The 21,710-nt window shown below is 69.4% G+C and carries 17 protein-coding genes; 5 read left to right on the plus strand and 12 right to left on the minus strand.

The genetic code is table 11. The features are described from left to right. Window positions 1-163 precede the first annotated feature (163 nt). Window positions 164-607 carry a hypothetical protein gene (locus tag ACFY3D_RS25020; protein WP_389983230.1) on the plus strand — a complete coding sequence of 148 codons (444 nt, stop codon included), beginning with the start codon at window positions 164-166 and terminating at the stop codon, window positions 605-607. 356 nt (window positions 608-963) lie between these two features. Next, complete coding sequence (locus ACFY3D_RS25025) at window positions 964-2,919, plus strand: Xaa-Pro dipeptidyl-peptidase (RefSeq protein WP_389983233.1); 1,956 nt, start codon at window positions 964-966, stop codon at window positions 2,917-2,919. Window positions 2,920-2,970: 51 nt separating this feature from the next. Here the strand turns inward: ACFY3D_RS25025 and ACFY3D_RS25030 are convergent, their stop codons facing one another. Continuing rightward, on the minus strand, window positions 2,971-4,230 hold the full coding sequence (locus tag ACFY3D_RS25030; protein ID WP_389983236.1) for an MFS transporter: 1,260 nt from the start codon (window positions 4,228-4,230) through the stop codon (window positions 2,971-2,973). 312 nt (window positions 4,231-4,542) lie between these two features. Beyond that, entirely contained in the window at window positions 4,543-5,124 is a 582-nt protein-coding gene (locus tag ACFY3D_RS25035; RefSeq protein WP_389983239.1) for a TetR/AcrR family transcriptional regulator C-terminal domain-containing protein, read from the minus strand. Between the two features lie 70 nt (window positions 5,125-5,194). Between ACFY3D_RS25035 and ACFY3D_RS25040 the strand changes: the two genes are divergently transcribed. Continuing rightward, complete coding sequence (locus ACFY3D_RS25040) at window positions 5,195-6,430, plus strand: beta-ketoacyl-[acyl-carrier-protein] synthase family protein (protein WP_389983242.1); 1,236 nt, start codon at window positions 5,195-5,197, stop codon at window positions 6,428-6,430. A 136-nt stretch (window positions 6,431-6,566) separates the two neighbouring features. Here the strand turns inward: ACFY3D_RS25040 and ACFY3D_RS25045 are convergent, their stop codons facing one another. The 3 genes from ACFY3D_RS25045 to ACFY3D_RS25055 form a co-directional block, all read right to left on the minus strand. Further along, window positions 6,567-7,397: an MBL fold metallo-hydrolase gene (locus ACFY3D_RS25045; RefSeq protein ID WP_389983245.1), complete on the minus strand. Its 831-nt coding sequence runs from the start codon at window positions 7,395-7,397 to the stop codon at window positions 6,567-6,569. Between the two features lie 291 nt (window positions 7,398-7,688). Then, window positions 7,689-9,302 (minus strand): amidohydrolase, encoded by a 1,614-nt coding sequence (locus ACFY3D_RS25050; RefSeq protein ID WP_389983248.1) that lies wholly within the window; start codon window positions 9,300-9,302, stop codon window positions 7,689-7,691. A gap of 234 nt (window positions 9,303-9,536) precedes the next feature. Beyond that, the gene (locus ACFY3D_RS25055) at window positions 9,537-10,937 is read right to left on the minus strand and encodes an NAD(P)/FAD-dependent oxidoreductase (RefSeq protein ID WP_389983252.1); all 1,401 of its coding nucleotides are present in this window, start codon (window positions 10,935-10,937) and stop codon (window positions 9,537-9,539) included. 178 nt (window positions 10,938-11,115) lie between these two features. Here ACFY3D_RS25055 and ACFY3D_RS25060 point away from each other — a divergent pair, with 178 nt between their 5' ends. Together ACFY3D_RS25060 and add are read left to right on the plus strand one after the other, a co-directional pair. Then, on the plus strand, window positions 11,116-12,147 hold the full coding sequence (locus ACFY3D_RS25060) for a GNAT family N-acetyltransferase (protein ID WP_389983255.1): 1,032 nt from the start codon (window positions 11,116-11,118) through the stop codon (window positions 12,145-12,147). A gap of 209 nt (window positions 12,148-12,356) precedes the next feature. After that, window positions 12,357-13,391 (plus strand): adenosine deaminase, encoded by a 1,035-nt coding sequence (add, locus tag ACFY3D_RS25065; RefSeq protein ID WP_389983258.1) that lies wholly within the window; start codon window positions 12,357-12,359, stop codon window positions 13,389-13,391. Between the two features lie 29 nt (window positions 13,392-13,420). Here add and ACFY3D_RS25070 read toward each other — a convergent pair whose 3' ends face one another. The 7 genes from ACFY3D_RS25070 to zwf form a co-directional block, all read right to left on the minus strand. Then, window positions 13,421-13,558 carry a hypothetical protein gene (locus tag ACFY3D_RS25070; protein ID WP_389983261.1) on the minus strand — a complete coding sequence of 46 codons (138 nt, stop codon included), beginning with the start codon at window positions 13,556-13,558 and terminating at the stop codon, window positions 13,421-13,423. Between the two features lie 129 nt (window positions 13,559-13,687). After that, complete coding sequence (locus ACFY3D_RS25075; protein WP_389983264.1) at window positions 13,688-14,332, minus strand: SLATT domain-containing protein; 645 nt, start codon at window positions 14,330-14,332, stop codon at window positions 13,688-13,690. Window positions 14,333-14,336: 4 nt separating this feature from the next. Then, entirely contained in the window at window positions 14,337-17,636 is a 3,300-nt protein-coding gene (locus ACFY3D_RS25080; RefSeq protein WP_389983268.1) for a pentapeptide repeat-containing protein, read from the minus strand. A gap of 96 nt (window positions 17,637-17,732) precedes the next feature. Next, window positions 17,733-18,119 carry a metallophosphoesterase gene (locus tag ACFY3D_RS25085; protein WP_389983271.1) on the minus strand — a complete coding sequence of 129 codons (387 nt, stop codon included), beginning with the start codon at window positions 18,117-18,119 and terminating at the stop codon, window positions 17,733-17,735. Window positions 18,120-18,313: 194 nt separating this feature from the next. Continuing rightward, window positions 18,314-19,066, minus strand: a complete 753-nt coding sequence (gene pgl, locus ACFY3D_RS25090) for a 6-phosphogluconolactonase (protein WP_389983274.1) — start codon at window positions 19,064-19,066, stop codon at window positions 18,314-18,316. Between the two features lie 57 nt (window positions 19,067-19,123). Continuing rightward, window positions 19,124-20,035, minus strand: a complete 912-nt coding sequence (locus ACFY3D_RS25095) for a glucose-6-phosphate dehydrogenase assembly protein OpcA (protein WP_389983277.1) — start codon at window positions 20,033-20,035, stop codon at window positions 19,124-19,126. After that, window positions 20,036-21,559, minus strand: coding sequence for a glucose-6-phosphate dehydrogenase (zwf, locus tag ACFY3D_RS25100; protein ID WP_350947820.1), 1,524 nt, complete (start codon window positions 21,557-21,559; stop codon window positions 20,036-20,038). Window positions 21,560-21,710 lie beyond the last annotated feature (151 nt).

Below are 21,710 nucleotides of genomic sequence, written 5' to 3' on the forward strand. Positions count from 1 at the left end.
TGCCTTGAATGCGCGGCAATCGCTTGGCGTGACAGGCTCCCGCGAAGGTCAACTGTGACTCTGGGTAATTGTGAAGTGACTGTCGGGTGAGTGACCTGCGGAACGGTGTGTGACGGCGGGGCGACATGTCCCGCTGATCCTCACGCGACAGGAAGGGCATCTCATGTTCAAGCGCGTAACCGGGATCGTGGCGGCGGTGATCGCGGCGGCGGTGATGGTCACCGCCGCTCCCGCTCCCGCCGGCGCGATCTCGTTCTCCCGGGAGCTCGCGGCCGCGGCGCGGGTCGCGGGCGTCTCGGAGGCGACGGCCCGCTCCATGGCGATGTCGCTGGTGAGCAGCGACCCGCAGGACGAGTACCGCTTCCCCGACGAGGAGTTCCAGGACGCCCCCCGCTCCTGGAGCGCGATCGTGGCGTTCGTCAAGAGGTTCTGGCGCCAGATCGTCGACGCGGCGAAGGCCGCCGGCGAGTGGGTGTGGTGGAAGGCGGGCAGGTGCGCCACCGGTGCCGTGAGCGAGGTCTGGAACAGGTTCGGCACGGACCTGACCGACCCGCAGGCGGTGCTGGCCGTGGCTGTCTACGGGTGCCTGAAAGGGCTGCGCGGCTGATCGTCCCGTCCCCTGGGTGGCATCCCCGATCGCCGGACCGGGGGTGCCGCCCCTGAGTTCGGGAAGTGGTGGGCGGCCTGCCGGGTCTCGCTCGCGTGTCGGATGGTCCGGGGCTCGCCGTGCGCCCTGTGATGTCCCGGGGGCGCCCGGTTCCTGATCTCCGCAGAGGTGGTCGATTCACCGATATCTAGCTCGATAGATGTCGAAATTATCCTGATCAAGACAGGATGCCCATCCATAGACATTTCGTACTTCCGACCCATAACATCAAGCCTTCTTGGGGCAGTCTTTACTGTCCCTTGAACTTTGGTCGGGGTTTTTTCCCGCCCCGAACTGATCGTTCTGGAAGGTTTTTGATGTCTGTACCACCTCTGGCGACGGGCCCTGGGGCGCCGGCCAACCTCCGCAGTTCGAGATCGACGCGTCGCGGCGCGGCGGCGCTGGGTCTCGCCGTCGCCATGACCCTGGCCGGGGTCGCGGCGCCCTCGGCCTCCGTCGGCGCGGCCGCCGACCCCTCCGTCGGACCGGTCTTCGTGGACGGCATGGCCCAGCCGGTGTTCTCGTCGAACCGCAACGACTGGATCCGCGAGGAGATGTGGGTCGAGACCTCGATCGACAGTGACGGCGACGGGCGGAACGACCGGGTACACGCCGAGGTCACCCGGCTGCGGGAGACGGAGACCGCCGGTCTGAAATCACCCGTCGTGTACGAGGTGAGCCCCTACTACGCGGGCGGCAACGCGGTCGCGAACCACAACGTCGACCACGAGCTCCACGAGGCGCTCCGCCCGGGCAAGGGCTGGATGAACCGCGGTGGTTCGGTGAAGGACCCGGCGGCCGACGAGCGGCTCGCCGCCGCCGGTGTGGCCGAGGCGGCCAGGGGTGACGAGGCCGTCACGGGCACCGGGCCGCAGCCCGTCATCAGCACCAGCCACGAGGCCAACTGGCTGCCTCGCGGTTTCGCGGTGGTACACGCCGAGTCACTGGGCAGCGGTAAGTCCGACGGCTGTCCCACCACCGGTGGGCGCAACGAGACCATCGGCGCGAAAGCGGTCGTCGACTGGCTGAACGGTCGCGCGAAGGCGTACGACGCCGCGGGCAGAGAGGTCAGCGCCACCTGGACGACCGGCAAGGTCGGCATGATCGGCACGTCGTACAACGGCACCCTGCCCAACGCGGTCGCGAGCACCGGCGTCGAAGGCCTCGAGGCCATCGTGCCGATCTCGGCGATCTCCAACTGGTACGACTACTACCGCGCGAACGGCGCCGTCGTCGCGCCGGGCGGCTACCAGGGCGAGGACGCCGACGTGCTCGCGGAGTACGTCTACACCCGCGCGGACAGGCAGGCGTGCCGGAGCGTCATCGAAGGGCTCGCCAAGGAGCAGGACCGGGTCACCGGCGACTACAGCGCCTTCTGGGACGAGCGCAACTACCTGAACGACGTCGACAAGGTCCGCGCCGCGACGCTGGTCGCGCACGGGCTCAACGACTGGAACGTCAAGACCAAGCACGCCGCGCAGTGGTACGAGGCGCTCAAGGCGCGCGGAGTGCCGCACAAGATCTATCTGCACCAGGGCGGGCACGGCGGCTCCCCGAGTGTCAACGTGCTCAACCGCTGGTTCACCCGCTACCTGTGGGGCCAGCAGAACGGCGTGGAGAACGACCAGCGGGCGCTGATCCAGCGCGAGAACAGGACGCTGGTGGAATACCCCGAGTGGCCCGAACCGGCCGCGGCGGACACCGAACTCAACCTGGCGCCCAGCACGGACGGCACCGCGGGTGCCCTCACCGCCGACAAGACCCGCCAGGGCAAGCCGGTGACCGAGACGATCGTCGACGACGCCTCGAAGCGGGCACTGGCCCTCGCCGACGCCGTGACGTCCCCCAACCGCCTGGCCTACAAGTCGGGGGCGCTGACCGACGCTGTCCGGCTCAGCGGCACGCCGCAGGTGTCACTGCGGATGTCCTTCGGCCAGCCGGCCGCCAACGTCACGGCGCTGCTCGTCGACTACGACCAGAACGGCAAGGCGAAGATCATCACTCGCGGCTGGACGGACCCGCAGAACCGTAAGTCGATCTCGAAGACCGAGCCGGTCAAGCCGGGCAGCCCGTACCGCCTCGACTTCGACATGCAGCCGCACGACTACGTGTTCGCGGCGGGGCACCGCATCGGCGTCGTACTGCTGTCGAGCGACTACGAGTACACCATCCGGCCCACCCCCGGGGCGAAGCTGCACCTCGACACGACGAAGAGCACGGTCACGCTGCCGCTCGTCGGCGGGGCGGCCGCGTTCACCGCGGCGAACGGCTGATCCGTCGCTCCCCTCGACAGGGCGAGGTCGCCCTGTCGAGGGGAGCATGCCTCATGAGGTGGCGGGCCCCGGGTGTTCGGGGGCGGGCCGACGGATGGGGGTGAAGAGCGCGACCGTCGCGAGCAGGAGGCAGGCGGTGCCCGCGAGCAGGCAGATCACGGTGACGCCGTAGCCGCCCGCACCCCAGGTCAGGACGGCCGCGCCCACCGGGCCCAGGGAGAAGTGGATCGTCCAGAACGCCGAGGTGACGCGGCCCAGCAGATGGTCGGGAGTCACCTGCTGGCGCAGGGACATCGAGCAGATCCCGGCCACGCTGACGCCGCAGAGATAGACGGCCATCAGGGCGGCGATCACCGGGACGCGGCCCGAGAGTCCGACGCCCGCCATCGCGAGCCCGCTCGTCGCGAGGGCGCCGATCCAGGTCACGCCGAAACCGAGCCTGCGGCGGACGGGCGCCACGAGCACGGCCCCGGCGATCGTGCCCACCGCGGCGACCGCGAGGACCGTGCCGACGGTGCCGTCGGAGCGGCCCAGGTCGTGCTTCAGGTGGTAGATCAGCACGTCGGTCATGCCGAGCGTGAAGAAGATGAAGAAGGAGAGCAGGATCGTCAGGGAGCGCAGCACCGGGTGCCGCCAGAGGAACCGGGCACCGGCCAGCATCTCCTGCCAGGGCCGCTGGCGCGGCGGGGCCGTCGCACCGGCCTCGGGCCGCCTGAACCGGACGAAGTACAGGCCCGCCGCCGACAGCGCGAAGCTCGCCGCGTTGATGGCGATCGCCGCGGTCGGGCCGAACTGCCCGGAGACCACGCCGGCGAGCAGTGGGCCGCCGACACCGGCCGCCGCCGCGGTCGCGTAGAGCCGTCCGTTCGCCTCGGTGATGCGGTCGCCCTCGACCAGGTTGCGCACCGCGGTCACGTAGGTGACCTGGAAGACCATCCCGATCGCCTCGCTGAGCGGCAGCACCACGTACAGCAGCCAGACCTGCGGGCCGAACGCCCAGACGAGCGGGATGAGCCCGTACAGCGCCAGACGGGCGAGATCGCAGCAGATGAGCAGGGTGCGCCGGTCGAGCCGGTCGGCCAGGATGCCGGCGAAGATCCCGGCGAAGACCGACGCGGCACCGGCCACGCCGGTCAGCAGGCCCATCTGCGCGACCGACCCGGTCACGTTCAGCACCAGCAGCGGGATGGCGATGTAGGCGAACGAGTCCCCGGCGACGGAGAGCGTCTGGGAGCCCCAGAAGACGTTGAAGTTGCGGTCGCGCCACAGCGGGCGCCCGCCCCCGGTCTCCGGCCCCCCTGCCTGCGTCACGGGGTGACTATCGCTCATCCCGGGCGGGTTTTTCCACTGATTAAAGGATCATCTGGGAGCCGTTCCGGGGCTCGTGTCCGGGTGAGGCCCGGTGACGGGCCGGTCGCGGCCGGCAGGGCTCGGAGGTGGCGCGCTTCGATGCGACGGACGCAGAGCGGGCGTCGATCGAGCCGTATCCGCCGGTGGCGGCTACCGGGCCTTCGATCCGGAGCGCTACCGGCAGCACGACACCGTCGATTCCACCTCGGCAGGTGACGTGATCGGTCGGCAAGGCCGCGTTGAGCATGGTCATGGAGGTGGATTTTCCGGGATCTACTTCGTGTGAACTGTCAGGACCCCAGCGAGATCGATGTCGCTGGAGCTGCCGCCGAAGCCGGACTCCGAGATCAGTCGAGCTCCCAGGACGGCGCTCCAGAAGGTCCGTGCCTCGACGAGGGCGGGACGATCGATGACCCAGTCATGGCGCTCCAGGACCGCGGTGAGGTAACGCTCCGCCAGGCGGAAGAGCAGGTCGAGGTTGTGTTGCGCCAGCGGCTGCAACTCGGGCCGATGCCGTGTGACCGACATCGCCTGGACGGCGATCGGTACGGCCGGCAGTGCCAGCGCGGTGCGTGCCATCGCCTCGCGAAACGCCCTGGGGGTGCGCTGCCGGTGTCCGACCGGTTTGAGGCGTTCGGCGTCGCGGAGCAGCATCAGGAACGCCGCGTGGACGAACAAGGCGTCCTTGGAACCGAAGTAGTAGGTGATCTGGTTCGGGTGGGCGCCGGCCGCGGCCGCGATCTCGGCCACGCTCACTGAGCCGAAGTGCCGTCCGGCGAAGAGCGTCACAGCCTGTTCGAGAAGCTGCGCCCGGGTGCGTCGGCCGCGGCTTCGTGGGGGATCGCTCGTGGACACCCTATATTTGTATGCGATACAACTCCACGAGATCAAGCTCGGACACCGTTTCCGTGGTGAGGAGATCGACATGAGCGTTCAGGACGTCGTTGTCACCGGCCTGGGGGCGACCACACCTCTCGGCGGGGACGTCACCTCTCTGTGGGAGGGACTCCTCGCCGGGCGCTCCGGTGTCCGCCGGATCGACGACCTCGTGGCTCCGTTCGCCCACGCGGGTGAACTGCCCGTGAAGATCGCCGCCCCCATGGCGGTCTCCCCCGACGAGGTGCTGCCCCGTGTCACGACCCGGCGCATGGACCGCTGCCAGCAGGCCGCGCTCGTCGCCGCCCAGCAGGCCTGGACCGACGCCGCCGCGCCCGCGGTCGACCCGGAGCGCCTCGCGGTGGTGATCGGCACCGGCATCGGCGGCATCAACACCCTACTGAACCAGGACGATCTGATCGAGGAGAAGGGGCCCCAGCGGATCTCTCCCCTCGCCGTCCCCATGCTGATGCCGAACGGACCGGCCGCCTGGATCAGCCTGGAGTACGGTGCCCGCGCCGGCGCGTACACACCTGTCTCGGCGTGCGCGTCGGGCGCCGAAGCCCTCGCCTTCGCCGCCCGGCTCATTCGGTCCGGTGAGGTCGACGTCGTCATCGCCGGCGGCACGGAAGCCGCCATCACGCCGTTGACCATCGCCGGTTTCGCCCAGGTGCGCACGCTGTCGAAGCGCGACGACGACCCCGAGCGCGCCTCACGGCCGTTCGACGTCGACCGTGACGGCTTCGTACTCGGCGAGGGCGCCGGCGTCATGATCCTGGAGCGGGCGGACTTCGCGGCCGCGCGGGGCGCCCGCCCGATCGGCCGGTTGGCCGGGTTCGGCATCACCTCGGACGCCCATCACATCACCGGCCCGGACCCGGCGGGCTCCGGCCAAACCCAGGCGATCCTCAGGGCCGTCTCGTCCGCCGGACTCCGGCCGGCGGACGTCGATCACGTCAACTGCCACGCCACGTCCACCGTCGTGGGCGACGTCGGCGAAGCCTCCGCGATCCAGCGGGCGCTCGGGAACGATGTCGTCCTCACCGCACCCAAGTCCAGCCTCGGTCACCTCGTCGGCGCCGCCGGCGCGGTGGAGGCGATCATCACCCTGCTGTCGGTCGCCAACAGCGTCATCCCGCCGACCCTCAACCTTGACCGGAAATCCCCCGACGTCGAACTTGAGGTCGTCAGTGGCGAGCCCCGCAAACAGCACCTCGGCGCGGCGGTGTGCAACTCCTTCGGGTTCGGCGGCCAGAACGTCTCTTTGCTGTTCACCGCCCCTTGACCCTGTCCCCACAGGGGCCGGTCTGCGGAGCGAGCCCGCTCCTCACCCGGCGCCGCGATGCACATCCGCGGCGCCGGAGTCGTACCGGCTCAGTGGATCGGTGGAAGGTCGAAGGATTCCCGCAGGTACGGCTCTCTTACGGAGGCGCAGGACTCCAGGGGGAGTCGTCCAGCGCGAAGGAGAGGTAGCGCTCGGCGGAGCGGCGGACGGCCTCGGCGCCGTCGGCGCGCACGATCCGCTTCCACCAGCCGCCGTAGACGCGGTCGAAGGCGTACGGCTCCAGCAATGACAGGGCGCGGCGGACGGTCGCGGGGCGCTCGGGGATCAGGTTGGGATAGCTGTACATGAAACTGACCCAGCGGCGGTCCTGGACGACCTGGAGGATGTCGCCGGAGAACAGCGAGCCCCGGCCGTCCTCGGCGTCGCGCCAGTGCATGACCTGGCCGCCGTCGAAGTGCACGCCCGCGTTGACCAGCGTCACCCCTTCGAGGATCTCGTGGGTGTCGCCCTCCCAGAAGAGCACCGACTCGTCGGGACGGGCCACCCAGTCGCGGTCGGCCGCGTGGATGTGGATCGGCGCGTCGAAGGCGTGTGCCCACTCGACCATCGAGCCGTAGAAGTGCGGGTGGCTGATCGCGATGGCGTCGATCCCGCCGAGCTCGCCGACCTGCCTGATCAGCTCGTCGTCGAGGTGGGTGACCATGTCCCACAGCACGTTGCCCGCGGGGGTGCGGACCAGCAGGGCACGCTGCCCGATGGCGGTGGCGGGATCGGTGCCGATGCCGACGACCCCGCTGCCCTCCTCGGCGAGGTGTGCCCTGTGCCCGCTCTCGCGCAACTCGTTGAGTGAGGTCCAGCGCTGGCCCTCCCAGCCGACGTACTGCCGCTCGTCCTCGCAGATCGGGCAGTCGTCCCGCGCCTCGGCGTACTGGACCCCGCAGGTGACGCAGATGGGCAGATCGTTCACGATGTCCTCCGCCGACCGGCTGTTCGGGAGTGGTACGACCCGGCTGTTCGGGAATGGTACGGCGTCCTCCTGTGACAGCCGCCGTCGTTACGCCGCTCCGTGTGTCGCGGGGGAGGGGTGTCGCGTTATCCGGCCGCCTTGAGCCGCACGACACCGTTCAGGTCCGGGAGTTTCGCGCCTACCTGGACGGCGAGCTCGTCTCCTGAGGAGGTGTCCTCCGGTCCGGCGCGTATCGTTCCCGCAGGAAGGTCCGAGGGCGCCGGGAGCCGCACCGTTGGCCGTCGGACGAGGTCAGCGCTGGTAGACCTGTTCGCCGTCGAGGAAGGTCATCGCGACCTTGGTGCGCCAGATGTCGGCCTCCGGTTCGGTGAACGGGTCGCGGTCCAGGACGACGAGGTCGGCGCGGTTGCCGGGGACGATGGTGCCGGCGTCGTCGTCGCGGTTGATCCTGGCCGAGCCCGCGGTGTAGGCGGTGAGCGCGGTGGCGAGGGTGAGTCTCTGGCCGGGTAGGAACGGGGTCTGCGCCGTCGGGTAGCCCGCGTGCAGCGAGCCACCGGGTTCGGTGCGGTTGACGGCCACGTGCATGCCCTGGATCGGGTCGGCCTCGGAGACCGGCCAGTCGCTGCCCGCGCAGAACAGGGTGCCGTGGCGCAGCAGGTCGGCGAACGGGTACTGCCAGGTGGAGCGCTCCTCGCCCAGGAAGGGGAGGGTGAGCTCGTCCATCTGGGCGTGGTGCGTGGCCCAGAGCGGCTGCAGGTTGGCGGTTACGCCGAGCTTGGCGAAGCGCGGCACGTCGGACGGCTCGACGATCTGCAGGTGCGCGATGTGGTGCCGGTTGGCCGGGTCGGTCCCCTCGAAGCTGTCCAGCGCCTCGCGGACGGCCCGCTCGCCGATGGCGTGGAAGTGCACCTGGAAGCCGTGCCGGTCCAGCTCGGCGACGCACTCTTTCAGGAGCACGGGGTCCACGTACGACAGGCCGGTGCCGCCGCAGCGGCAGTAGGGCTCGATCACCGCCGCGGTGAAGTTCTCGGCGATGCCGTCCTGCATGATCTTCACCGAGGTCGCGCGGAACCGCTCCAGGCCCTCGGCGGAGCGGCGCCGCTCCAGCAGCTCGGGGATCTGCTCGGCGCCGCGCGCCCGGTCCCACCACAGCGCGCCCACGACGCGGGCGCGCAGCGCGCCGGAGGCCGCCGCCGAGACGTACGTGGGCAGCTGGTCGTCGTAGCCCGCGTAGGAGCCGACGATGGCGTCCTGCCAGCCGGTGACGCCGAGGGAGAACAGATGGTCCTGGGCCGCGAGCAGCGCCTCGTGCATGTCCTGGGCGCTGGGACGGGGGGTGAGCAGGCCGACCAGGTCCATCGCGCCCTCGTGCAGCACGCCGCTCGGCGTGCCGTCGGCGTCGCGCTCGATCCTGCCGTCGGCGGGGTCGGGGGTGTCGCGGGTGATCCCGGCCAGTTCCAGGGCCCGGCTGTTCACCCAGGCGGCGTGGTGGTCGCGCTGGATCAGGTAGACCGGGCGGTCGACGACGTCGAGCTGGGAGCGGTGCGGCAGGCCGCCGGGGAAGGCCGACATGTCCCAGCCGCCGCCGTCGATCCACTCGTGGCCGGGGTGGGAGGCGGCGTAGGCGGTGATCCGCTCCAGATACTCCGGCAGGCCGTAGACCCCGGACAGGTCGCATCTGGCCCGCTCCAGGCCCGCCTGGACCGGGTGGATGTGCGCGTCGGTGAACGCCGGGGTGAGCAGGCGGCCGTCCAGGTCGACCACCTCGTGGCCGGGGGCGGCGAGACCCGCGACGTCGGCCTCCGTGCCGACGGCGGCGATCCGGCCGTCACGGACCAGCACCGCCTCGGCGAAGGCGTCCGCGGCGAGGAAGACCCGGCCGCCCCGGAAGAGCAGGTCGCTCACTTTCGTACCATCCTTCTGCCGATGTCCCGAAGGCCGCTGAGGCCACGGAATGCCGCTTGATCACCTACATTGCACGCTCGACCGGCGGAGGTCCAGCGTGAGTTTTCTCCCGGCGCCGGTCCGAGGTCCGGAGACGTCGGCCCACACTCACCGACGTCCATCACCCGTCCACCGCCCGTTCGTCGACGTCCGGCGTTCGACGGGCGGGGTCGTCCGGGGCCGTCCGCCCCGCGTTCAGCGTCCGGTGATGGAGTCGGCGACGCGGGCCAGCACCGAGGTGCGGCCGAGCCCGGCCTTCTCCCTGGCGTCGGCCCGGCGGTAGAGGTCGTACATGGTGTGCACGCCGATCCACCGCAGCGGTTCCACCTCCCAGCCGCGGACCTTGCGGTCCACCCAGGGCAGGGAGGTCAGGTCGGTGTCCTCGCGCAGGATGAGGTCACGCAGGGTACGGCCGGCGAGGTTGGTCGTGGTCACCCCGTGGCCGGTGTAGCCCCCCGCCCAGCCGATGCCGGTGGTGTGGTCGACGTGCACGGTGGCGCACCAGTCGCGGGGCACACCGAGCACGCCGGACCAGGCGTGCGCGACGCGGGAGGCCCTGACCGCGGGGAACATCCCGGTGAGCAGCTCCCAGAGCGCCTCGATCGTCCACTCGTGAGTGTGGCCCCGATCGTCCACGCGGGATCCGTACAGGTAGGGCTTGCCGCGCCCGCCGAACGCGATCCGGCCGTCGGCGGTGCGCTGGGCGTACATGTAGTAGTGCGCCATGTCACCGAGCAGCTCGTTGCCCTCCCAGCCGATCTCGTCCCACAGCGCGCCCAGCGGCTCGGTGACGATCATGGAGCTGTTCATCGGCAGCCACGTCCGGTGATACTGCCTCAGCTCGGCGGTGAAGCCCTCGGTGGCGCGGATGACGTATTCGGCGCGGACCGTCCCCTGCGGCGTGCGGGCCTCGCGGGGGGCGATCTCGGTGACCGGGGTGCGCTCGAAGATCTCCACCCCGAGCCCTCTCACGGTCTCGGCCAGACCTCTGGCCAGCTTGGCGGGCTGGATCCTGGCGCAGTGCGGGCTCCAGATCGCGCTGACCGCGCCGTTCACCCGCAGGCGCCCTTCCCGCTCGGCGGGGTCGAGCAGCCGCACGTCCTCCTCGGTCCAGCCCCAGTGGCGCTCGTGGGCGAGCAGCCGGTGCAGCCGCCGGTCCTGGGCGGCGTTGGTGGCGACCGTGGTGACACCGCCCTTGACGATCTCGGCGTCGATGTTCTCGTCCTTGGCGACGGCGACGACCTCGTCGATCGTGTCGAACATCACCCGCTGCAGCCGCCTGGCCGCGTCCGCGCCGTGCGTCTTGGCGTAGCGCTCGGGGGTGCCCGCCAGCTCGCCGACCAGCCAGCCGCCGTTGCGTCCGGAGGCGCCGTATCCGGCGAACTCCTTCTCCAGTACGACGATCCGCAGACCGGGGCTCGCCTTCTTCAGGTAGTAGGCGGTCCACAGGCCCGTGTATCCGGCGCCGACGATGGCGACGTCGGCGTCGAGGTCTCCGGTGAGAGGGGCGCCGGGGGAGGGGATGCCGAGGGAGCGATACCAGAAGGAGACGTCTCCGTTGACGAAGTCCCCGGCCAGGGGAACGCGCGTGCTCATGGCCTCACATTCTGCTGTATCCGTCTATCTGGGTGCACCTGTCAACGGAAACCGTTGCAGAAACGCCGTCCGGCCGCGTAATGAGTGATCTTCTCAGACGTAACGATGGGCTCACTCATGTGTAGCAGTCCCGTAACAGCTCCGGGACAGGCTATGCCCTGACGGAAGGGGCATTCTGATGGGGTTTCTGAGGATTCGTACGACCGTTGACGAGAGGCCGGGACGGCTGGCCTCGCTGACCGCCGCGCTCGCCGCCAAGGGCGGCAACATTCTGGGCCTGAGCGTGCAGACCGACGTGGACGGCACGGTCGACGAGTTCGTCACGGACATCCCCGCCGGAGCCGAGGCGGTACGCGAGGCGCTGGAGGCCGCCGGGGGACGGCAGGTCCAGGTCGTCGCCGCCACCGCCCACGAGCTGACCGACGAGCCCACCCGCGTCCTGCTGCTCGCCTCCCGGCTGCGCATGACGCCCTGGCGTCTGCCGGAGCTGCTGGGAGAGCTGCTGCGCGCCGACGACTCCCGCTGGGTCTACGGTTCGGAGATGAGTGATCTTCCGGACCCGACCCTGCTGACCGTGCCCGTGGCTCCGCGCCGCGCGATCAGGGTCCGCAGGGCCGAGCTGCCCTTCACGCTGACCGAGGCCGCCCGCGCGGCCTCCTTCGTCCGCCTGGCGCAGCCACCCGTCGAAGAGTCCGGGGCCGACCGCGACATCACGCTCTCCGACGGCGTCGAGGTCAACGTCCGCCCGCTCACCCGCCTCTACCGCGAGGCCGTACGCGACCTGCACGACCGCTGCTCGCCCGAGGCCCGCAGGTTCCGCTACTTCACCTCGGCGCCGGTACTGCCGCCGAAGGTCTTCGAGCGGCTCTGCGACCGCGCCCGGGGTCAGTCGGTCGTCGCCGGACACGACGGCCAGGTCGTCGGTCTCGCCAACCTGATGTTCACCTCCGACCCGGGCACCGCCGAGATGGCGTTCCTGATCGAGGACCGCTGGCAGGGCAGGGGGCTGGGAACAGCCCTGGCGGGGATGCTCGTCCGCCAGGCCCGCGACCTGGGCTTCGCCGAGGTCAGGGCGACGCTGCTGTCCGACAACATCCGCATGCGCAGGCTCCTGGTCTCGCTCGGCGCGACCCTGAGCTACACCGAGGATCCCGGCGTGGTGGAAGCCAGGCTGGCCGTGGGCGTGATGGCGACGGCGTCCCCGAGCTGAACCCCATCACGCGACCTTCCCGTTTCGAGATCGCTCAGGGATTCCGAAGCGGGGAGGTCGCACTTTTCGGTTTCTCCGTGGGGCCACAGTCCTCCCCGGGAGAGGTCGGGGTGCGCGGCCTCAGCCTCTCCCGGGGAAAATGACATTTTAGTGTCAGCTTCACGGTAAATGCCTTTCGCGGCCGAGGTCGGCGTGCGTAGGGTCCCCGCATGACGATCAACGCCTTCATCGACGCCCTCCCCAAGGTCGAGCTCCACGTCCACCTGGTCGGCTCCGCCTCCGTCCCCACCGTGCTCGAACTCGCCCGCCGCCACCCCGGCGGCGGCGTCCCCACGGACGAGGAGGAGCTGCGCGCCTTCTACAGGTTCACCGACTTCCCGCACTTCGCCCGCATCTACCAGGCGATCAACGCCCTCGTCCGCGAGCCGGAGGACGTGGCCACCCTGGTGCTCGGCCTCGCCTCCGACCTCGCGGAGCAGAACGGCCGCTATGTCGAGCTGACCGTCACGCCGTACGCGCACCACCTCGTGGGCATGCCGATGCGCGAGGTCACCGAGGCGCTCGACCTCGCCGCCCGCCGCTCCCACGAGGAGCACGGGGTGCGGATGGCGTACGTGTTCGACATCCCCGGCGAGTACGGCGTCGAGGCGGCCCGCGTCACCCTGGACCACGCGCTCGCAGAACCTCCCCAGGCGCTGGTAGGTTTCGGGCTGGCCGGCATCGAGCAGGAACGCCCGAAGTATCGGGACGCCTTCGCCGACGCCTTCCGCGCCGCCACCGCCGCCGGGCTGCGCAGCCTGCCGCACGCGGGCGAGATGAGCGGCCCGGAGACCATCTGGGAGGCCCTCGACCTCCTGGGCGCCGAGCGGATCGGCCACGGCATCGCCTGCATGGACGATCCCCGCCTCGTCGCCCACCTGCGCGAGACCCGGACCCCCCTGGAGGTCTGCCCCACCTCCAACGTCTGCACCGGCCAGGTCGCCCGCATCGAGGAGCACCCGCTGCCCCGCATGATCGAGGAGGGCCTGTTCGTCACCCTCAACAGCGACGACCCGCCCATGTTCGCCACCACCCTGAGCCGCGAGTATCGCGTCGCCGCCGACCACCTCGGCCTGGACCGTGCCACCCTCGCCACCCTGGCCCGCAACGCGGTCGAAGCCTCGTCCATGGAGCCGGCGGGCAAGAAGGAGATCCTCACCGAGATCGACACCGTCGCCGCCCAGCACCCCGAGACGGCACCATGACGGCCATCTCGAAGATCGCGGCCGTCAGTTCATTCCGATTCGCGATAGACGCGCCGCCGCCGCAGGGCCTGGCGGAGCACGGGTGCCTCATCCGGCTCGTCGAGTGAGGCGACCAACTCGTCGAACTGCTCGGCGGGCATCAGCGTGACGTCGGACGGTTCGGCCATCATCCCCTCCATTCAGCGGTGTACGTGCGGCACCTTCGTGGACCGACGGCCACCGTAGCGGTCATGGCTCGATCGCACACCGTGAACACGGTGGTCGGTGTGGCCGGAATCGCACCAGATGGCTGAGGGTCACTTTTGGGTGGAAGGCAGGTTGAGCTGGGCCAGGCCGCTCTGGAACTCGGTGACCCATTCGTTGGTCTCCCTGGTCACGATCGCCGACAGGTCGGTGATGAAGGTCCGGAGTAGTTCGAGATACTCCTCCACGGGGATTGAGCGCTGATCGAGCGCGTCCCGTGCGTTGAGCACCGCCCAGTCGAGCTGGAAGTCGTGCAGCCGCGACTGGATCTCCTGCGCCGCGACCATGTCCCGCATCCAGCGGGACGAGAGCCCGAGGAAGTGGTCGAAGGCGACGCAGACACCTGCCGAGGCGAGCAGGATGTAACCCCATCCCAGACCGCCTCCGGCGCCGGCCGCGCTGGCCAGCGGCTGGAGCCCGCCCGCGGCGGCCAGCACGATGGCGACTCCTCGCAAGATCTTGGAGGAGGCCCTCTTCCTGACGCGGTCTCGCATGTACCAGGTGTACGCCTCGATGGCCCGGCCCTCGGCCTCGAGATACATCCGGCGCAGGACCTCCTCGGGTGCCCGCCACTCTTCGGTCGAGACCAGGGGAAAGGTCCTGGCAACCAGATCGGCCTGCCTGAATGTGCGGTGCTCACCCGGATCGTTTTCCTGCGACATCTGGCCTGCGGAGGGAGCGGGGTCGGCGATGGACATGGGGTCACCTGTCTTCGGAGCGGGGGAGGAGGTCGCTCAGGGGGGAGTCGTACGGTACGCGGCGCAGGCCAGGTACGTAGGGGGCAAGTTCTTCCGGGGTGAAGGTGCACAGGTTGACGGCCCACCAGAACACACCGGAGGGGGTGCCGTTGAACTTGTAGACCATGCCGTCGGGCCCGAAGGCGGCGGATCCATCAGGTAAGGGGACCATCGTGGCGAGGTGGGCTCCGGTGGTGGGGCTCCAGATGCGGGCGGTCCCATCGTCGCCGCCGGTGGCGAGGTGGGTGCCGTCGGGGCTCCAGGAGATGGCGTTGACGCTGCCGGTGTGGCTATCGGGAGTGCGGATTGTGGTGCCGGTGGCGGGGTTCCAGACGTGGATGGTCCCGTTGTCGCCGCCGGTGGCGAGGTGGGTGCCGTCGGGGCTCCAGGAGATGGCGTTGACGCTGCCGGTGTGGCCTTTGATGGTGCGGATTGCGGTGCCGGTGACGGGGTCCCAGAGATACACCCGGTGACTGCTGCCGCTGGAGGCCAGCATGTCCCCATCGGGACTCCACGCCACCGAATAGATCGGGGTGCCGCGTGATGAAGCCAGTTCGTGAGATGGGATGAAGTGGGAGGGAAGGGCCGCGCCGCGGGTGTCGCAGTTGTCGAAACAGTTAGGAGGCAGGACGGCGCCCAGCAGGACCGTCCGGAACCATCGCGAGCCCTTGAAGCGCGCGTCGGTGAGGTCGGCCTCGAAGAACCTGGCAAGGGAGAAGTCGGCGCCCCGCAGGTCGGCGCCGTTCAAGCGCGCTTTCTTCCCCGAGCTTTCCCGCAGTACGGCGTCACGCAGGTCCGCGCCGGTGAGGTCGGCACCATCGAGCAAGGCTTCCCGCAGGTCCGCGCCGGAGAGATCCGCGTCGCGGAGATCGGCTCCGGTGAGGTCGGCGCCGCGCAGGTTCATCCCCGCGAGTCTGATGACCGGTCGCCCGTCGTTTCCCACCTGTAGAGGAGCATTCAGGCGGCGCAGTAGCGTCAGGGCGTTCACCTTCGTGGTCTCCGTCGTGTCGGCGTCGGCCACGAGTGATGAGCGAGCCCAGGCGATCACGGCGGACCTCCCCGCCAGTTCCGCGACGAAGTCGGCCATCAGCTCGGAGAGGGCTCGCACCAGCAGTTCGGGCGGGTTCTGTTCCTGTTCCTTGAGTTGCTTGGCGATCTGTTCTGCGACCAGCCACTCCATTACCGAGCGGTGCACGAACTTGAACCGTCCGGCCTCCGGGCGGACCAGGAGGGTGCCGGATCCGATGATGTGAGATGCCTGGCCGGAGGTGAGCTGGAGCTCTACGAGGCTCTGCAGTGTCTCGGCGACGGTTCCCAGCTTGTCGAGGCCGAGGGTTTCCTGACCGGTGTTCCACAATTCCAGTGCGAGCGCCTGCACCGCTGTCCAGCGATCTCTGACCGACAGGGACGGCATCGCGCCCTTCGGCTGGGCGCGGTTGTACTCGAGTCTCAGCCAGCGTTCCAGGAGCTCCCGGTAGAGAACCGCAGCGCTGATCGCCCCCTCCTGGTCTCTGATCTGGCGTAACCGCCTTTCGTCAAGCCGGGCGATGAAGCTGAGCATGCGCGGATTCCTGGACAGTCCGAGAAGATCCTGCACGTCGCGCAGCAGTTCGAGTCGCGCTCGGGCCCCGGCCTCGTCCCCGTCGAGGAAGCGGGTGAGGAAGGCGAGGATCTGGTCGTCGTCGAACTCCTGGAGCTTGATGAGCCTGCGGCCCGGCATGTTGGCCAGCCGGGCACTCAGCGCGGTCTCCACGTGCCGGTCGGAGAGGAAATACTGGGTGCGGCTGGTCAGCACCACCTTCGCCCGTCCCTGCGCGGCCTGAACCAGGTTGCTAAGGTGCTCGGCGGACTGCTCGTAGGTGACGCGCAGTGCCAGCTCGTCGAAGCCGTCGAAGAGCAGCAGCACCCGCCCTTCCCGGACGAGATACCGCAGTAAACGATGGTCGATGATCTCCTCACCGCCCGCTGTCAGATGCGCGGCCAGTAGCTCGTCGAGCGAATGGGCCTTCTCCAGGTCCCTGGGCTGGATCAGGATCGGGATGACCGGCGGTACCCCCTCCTGATGGATGAGTCTCGTGAGCTCGCGGAGCAGGAAGGTCTTGCCGTGGCCGAAGTCGCCCAGCACGACGACGAACCGGCCGTCGTGGTCGGCGATCCACTCCCTCAGCCGCTCCAGGAGGTCGACCTCAGGTCGTCTCATCCCCTGACCGTCCACCACGCCGAACCGCTGGGGGACGTAAAGCTCGGACGGGTAGATCTGGCTGTCGGCCAGCCGCTCGGCCTGCTTCTGGGCGTACGGCTGCAGGTCGAACATTCCCTGAAACTCCATCAGCCGCTGCAGGCGCACCCCCCGCATGCTCGACCAGAGCCTCAGCTCCTCCGAAGCGGCCTCGCCCTCGTAGACGAGGTATGAGGTCAGCTGCGGATCGCCCGCGCGGTATCGCGCGTCCACCTCCGACAGGAAGGTCTCGATGTCCTCGCGGTCCGGCGATCTTTCACACACCCCGACGGGATACAGCGACACCTGAGGCTCAGACGGCACCGTGACCCTCAGATAGCCGGAGCGCACTTCGCCGTCTCTGACCTCCTCCACCTCCGCGTTCGGGTAGCGGACCTGACAGACCCGGCGCACCCGGGTGAGAAGGTCGTCTCGATGACGTTCCGGCGAGTGGCGGGCTCGGGGATCCGCCTCCTCGTCGCGGTCATCCCCTTGGGAGGTGAGGGCGGGAAAGGTGGCGCCACAGTCGTCGAAGGATCGCCGTAATACCCGTGTCGCCTGGTCGCGGCCCATCCCGATGCCCGTGTCGCCCTCCCAGCGGTAACGGGAGACGTTGTAGCGCCTCCCGTACACTTTCAGCGCCTTGGGAGTGATCTCGATGAGCTGGTATTGGTTGGGTACGTCGTCCGGGCGGGCGTCGTTGCGCACCCCGGTGCTGCCCGCGCAAAGCACGGTGAGAGCGTCGGCGCCGTAACTGTCGATCCGGCCCTCGTGGGTGTGGCCGTGCAGCAGAAGGTTCAGGTGCGGGGCGACGAGCTCGCCGAACTGGTCTCGATCGCGGAGGAAGGCGTCGTCCTTCCGGTTGACGATCACCGGGTTGTGGTGCATCACGCCGATCCGAAGCCAGCCCTGCCCGGCGTAGGTGCGCAACCGGTCGGCGAACCAGCGCAGCTGCTCCTCGCCGCAGAACCCGTAGTGGTGGGAGTCCAAGTGGCTTTCGGCCATGGTCGAGTTGAGCCCCGCGATGACCGTTTCCAGCTCCGGCACTTCGAACAGCGTCCACGGCTGATCTTTGGGGAACCCGATACCCGGAATTCCCGTATAAAACTGGCTGAACATGGCGAAATAGGGCTGCCATTTGGGTCAGTAAGGGGGTGTTGGACTCGTCTCTTCCCCCTCGCAGTCCTCGAAGTACGCCCGGCTTTTCTTCCAGCTGACATCGTGATTGCCGGGCACCATCGAGATCCGGCCCCTGTCGAGTCCGAGCCCCTCTGTCACCTCGCTGAGGAATTCCCTCACTTTCCGGAATTCGCTGGGAAGAGCCCATTCGGCCAGGTCTCCGGAGGCCACCACCAGATCGGGGCGTACGCCGTGTTCGTCCTGTAGCCAGGCGACATCTTCTAGCAGCCGTGCCGCCAATGAGGAGTGTTTGCGGTCCCCGGCGGTGACGCCCTCCGTACCGAACCGATGTTCCTTTCCGAACTGCATGTCCGAAACATGAAGAATGGTGATGGAGTTCCGGCCGGTCATGATCCCTCCACAGGTGCCGCTGTGGTCGCAATCATAAGGCGATTCTCGATATGAAAAATCCTCGCAAATGAGTTTTCATTTGCGAGGATTCTCGATGCCCCGGGTTCGAGGTGAAGGGACCGAGTTCTTCTCGTTCGGGAGGATTCGAAAGGAGAAGAGCGGGCTGCTTTCAGATCATGGGGAGGGGATCCGGCTCAGGGAGAAGGGATCTTGGAGGCGGCGGCTCTGTCCAGGAGGAAGAGGGTGTTCCGGCTGCCTCGGGCGCCGGCCGCGGGGACCTGCATCGTTCCCGAGTCCGACAGCGCGAGCCGTACCGCTTCGGCCTTCTCCTCGCCGGCGGCGATCACCCACACCTCGCGGGCGCCCTGGATCACCGGCAGCGTGAGCGAGATACGGGTGGGCGGGGGCTTGGGAGAGTCGTGCACCGCCACCACGGGTCGGGTGTCGTGCAGGGCGGGCAGGCCGGGGAAGAGCGAGGCGACGTGGCCGTCGGGGCCCATGCCCAGCATCATCAGATCGAAGGACGGGGCCGGGCCGTGGTCCTCGGGAGGCGCGGCCTTGCGAAGCTCCTCGGTGTAGGCCGAGGCCGACTCCTCGGCGGTCATGCCCGAGTCGGGGCCGCGCATCACGTGGACCCGCGCGGGGTCGAGGTCAAGCTGATTGAGCAGGGCCTCGCGGGCGCCGGTCTCGTTGCGCTCGGGGTCGCCGTCCGGCAGGAAACGCTCGTCACCCCACCAGATGTCCACCTTGCGCCAGTCGACGGCGTCCCTGGCGGGGGAGGCGGCGATCTCGGCGAGGGTGGCGATGCCGACGGTCCCGCCGGTCAGGACCAGGTGGGCCGAGCCCTTGGCCGACTGGGCGTCGACGAGTCGGACGATCACCCGGGCGGCGACGGCCTTGGCGAGCACGTCGGCGTCGCGGTGGATGATCACAGTGGGAACGCTCACGGGGCTTCTCTTTCGAAAGGAGGCGCCCCGCGGCGATCGCCGCGGGGCGCTCACGGCTCAGGACTTGTGGGTCCGGGCGAGTCGCCGGATCGCCGACGCGTAGATCTCGTCGGGGTCCAGCCGCCGCAGCTCCTCGGCGAGCAGCTCCGACGTCGGGCGCCGGGCCAGGGCGACCCTGCGATCAGGCTGGCCGGGACGCGACAGCGTGCCCAGCCGGCCGTCGGGGCGGGTGATGGTGATGTCGCCGTCCGCCGCGATCAGCTTGACCATGGTCAGGCCGGGCCCGCTGGAGTCGGAGACCTTCACCGGGGCGTCGAGACGCTCGCCGAGCCAGGCCGCGAGCAGCAGGGCGCTGGCATGGCCGGGCACGGCCTCGATGGCGCCCCGCTTGACCTTGCCCACCGGCTGGTCGAACGCGGCGGCCAGCAGGCTCCGCCACGTCGTCAGCCGGGTCCAGGCAAGGTCGGTGTCGCCGGGCACGTAACCGCGGGCCCGGCCGACGATCGCCTTGACCGGGTCGGCCGCCGACCGCGCGTCGACGATGCGACGCTGGGCCAGCATGCCGATCGGGTCCTTGGACGGCACCTCGGGGCCGTCGGTGGGCCACCAGGCCACCACCGGGGTGTCGGTGAGCAGCAGCGGGCTGACGACCGAGTCGGCGTGCCTGGTCAGCTCTCCGTACAGGCGCAGCAGGATCACCTCGCCCGGGGTCGACTCACCGAACCGGATCTCGGCGTCGAGCCGGTTCGGCTCCTCGGAGTCGCGGGGGATGACGACCAGGATCCGGGAGGGGTGCTCCCTGGCGGCCTCGGTCGCGGCCCGGACCGCGTCGTACTGGTCGCTCTCGCCGCAGACCACCACGAGGGTCAGCACCATGCCGACCGCCGGGGTGCCCATCTGGTGGCGCAGGTGGGTGAGCTGCGAGGAGATCTTCGAGGCGGTCGTGCCACTGAGCATGAAGCTGGTCATCTACAGCCGCCTCCAGACGCGCCCGTCGCGGGCCATCATCTCGTCGGCCGAGGCCGGCCCCCAGGTGCCCGAGGGATACTCCTCCGGCGGACCCTGGGAGCTCCAGAAGTCCTCGATCGGGTCGAGGATCTTCCATGACAGCTCGACCTCGCGCTGGTGCGGGAAGAGCGGCGGGTCGCCGATCAGCACGTCCAGCAGCAGCCGTTCGTAGGCCTCGGGGGAGGACTCCATGAACGACTCGCCGTAGGCGAAGTCCATCGAGACGTCCCGCACCTCCATCGCGGTGCCCGGCACCTTGGAGCCGAAGCGCACCGTGATGCCCTCGTCCGGCTGAACCCGGATGACCAGTGCGTTCTGCCCCAGGATCTCGGTGTCGTCCTTGCTGAACGGCAGGTGCGGCGCCCGCTGGAACACCACGGCCACCTCGGTGACCCGGCGGCCGAGCCGCTTGCCGGTGCGCAGGTAGAACGGCACCCCGGCCCAGCGCCGGTTGGCGATCTCCAGCTTGATGGCCGCGTAGGTCTCGGTGATCGAGTCGGGCGGGATGCCCTCCTCCTGGGTGTAGCCGATCACCGGCTCGCCGCCCTGCCAGCCGGGCCCGTAGCGGCCGCGCGCGGTGGCCTGGGACAGGTCGGACGGCAGCCGCACCGCCTTGAGGACCTTCTCCTTCTCCCTGCGCAGCGAGTCGGCCCCGAACGACGTCGGATCCTCCATGCCGACCAGGGCGAGCAGCTGCAGCAGGTGGTTCTGGATCACGTCGCGGGCCGCGCCGATGCCGTCGTAGTAACCCGCCCGGCCTCCGATGCCGATGTCCTCGGCCATCGTGATCTGTACGTGGTCGACGTAACCGCGGTTCCAGATCGGCTCGAACAGGTTGTTGGCGAACCGCAGCGCCAGGATGTTCTGGACGGTCTCCTTGCCCAGGTAGTGGTCGATGCGGAACACCGAGCTCTCCGGGAAGACCGCGCTGGTGATCGCGTTGAGCTCCTGGGCACTCCGCAGGTCGTGCCCGAAGGGCTTCTCGATCACCACCCGGCGCCAGGATCCGGGAGGGCCGTCGGCGAGGCCGGTCCGCTTCAGCTGCTGGACCACGACCGGGAAGAACTTCGGCGGCACCGAGAGGTAGAAGCCGTAGTTGCCGCCGGTGCCCCGGGTCTGGTCGATCTCCTTGAGCATCATCGCCAGCGTGTCGAACGCACCGTCGTCGGTGAACTCGCCACGGCAGAAGAAGATGCCCTCCGACAGCTGCTTCCAGACCTCCTCGCGAAACGGCGTCCGCGCGTGCTCCTTGACCGCGTCGTGGGTCAGCTGCGCGAAGTCCTGGTCCTTCCAGTCGCGGCGGGCGAAGCCGACCAGGGAGAAGCCAGGGGGCAGCAGCCCGCGGTTGGCGAGGTCGTAGATCGCCGGCAGCAGCTTCTTGCGTGCCAGGTCGCCGGTCACACCGAACAGCACCAGCACGCACGGCCCTGCCACGCGCGGCAGGCGCTTGTCGCTGGGGTCGCGCAGCGGGTTGGCCTCGATCATGGCCTCGGTGACACCGGCGGTCGCGACGTCGGTGGCCGTGGTGGTCGTGGGCGTGTTGTCCGCCTGCGCGTCCGTCACGGGGACGACCGTGTCGGTGGCCGACGCCGGGGCACCGGCCGCGTCGCCCGCCCGGGAGCTCCCCTTGCTCATG

Origin of the sequence: Streptosporangium sp. NPDC000509 (genome assembly GCF_042898365.1) — a bacterium.
GTDB lineage: Bacteria > Actinomycetota > Actinomycetes > Streptosporangiales > Streptosporangiaceae > Streptosporangium.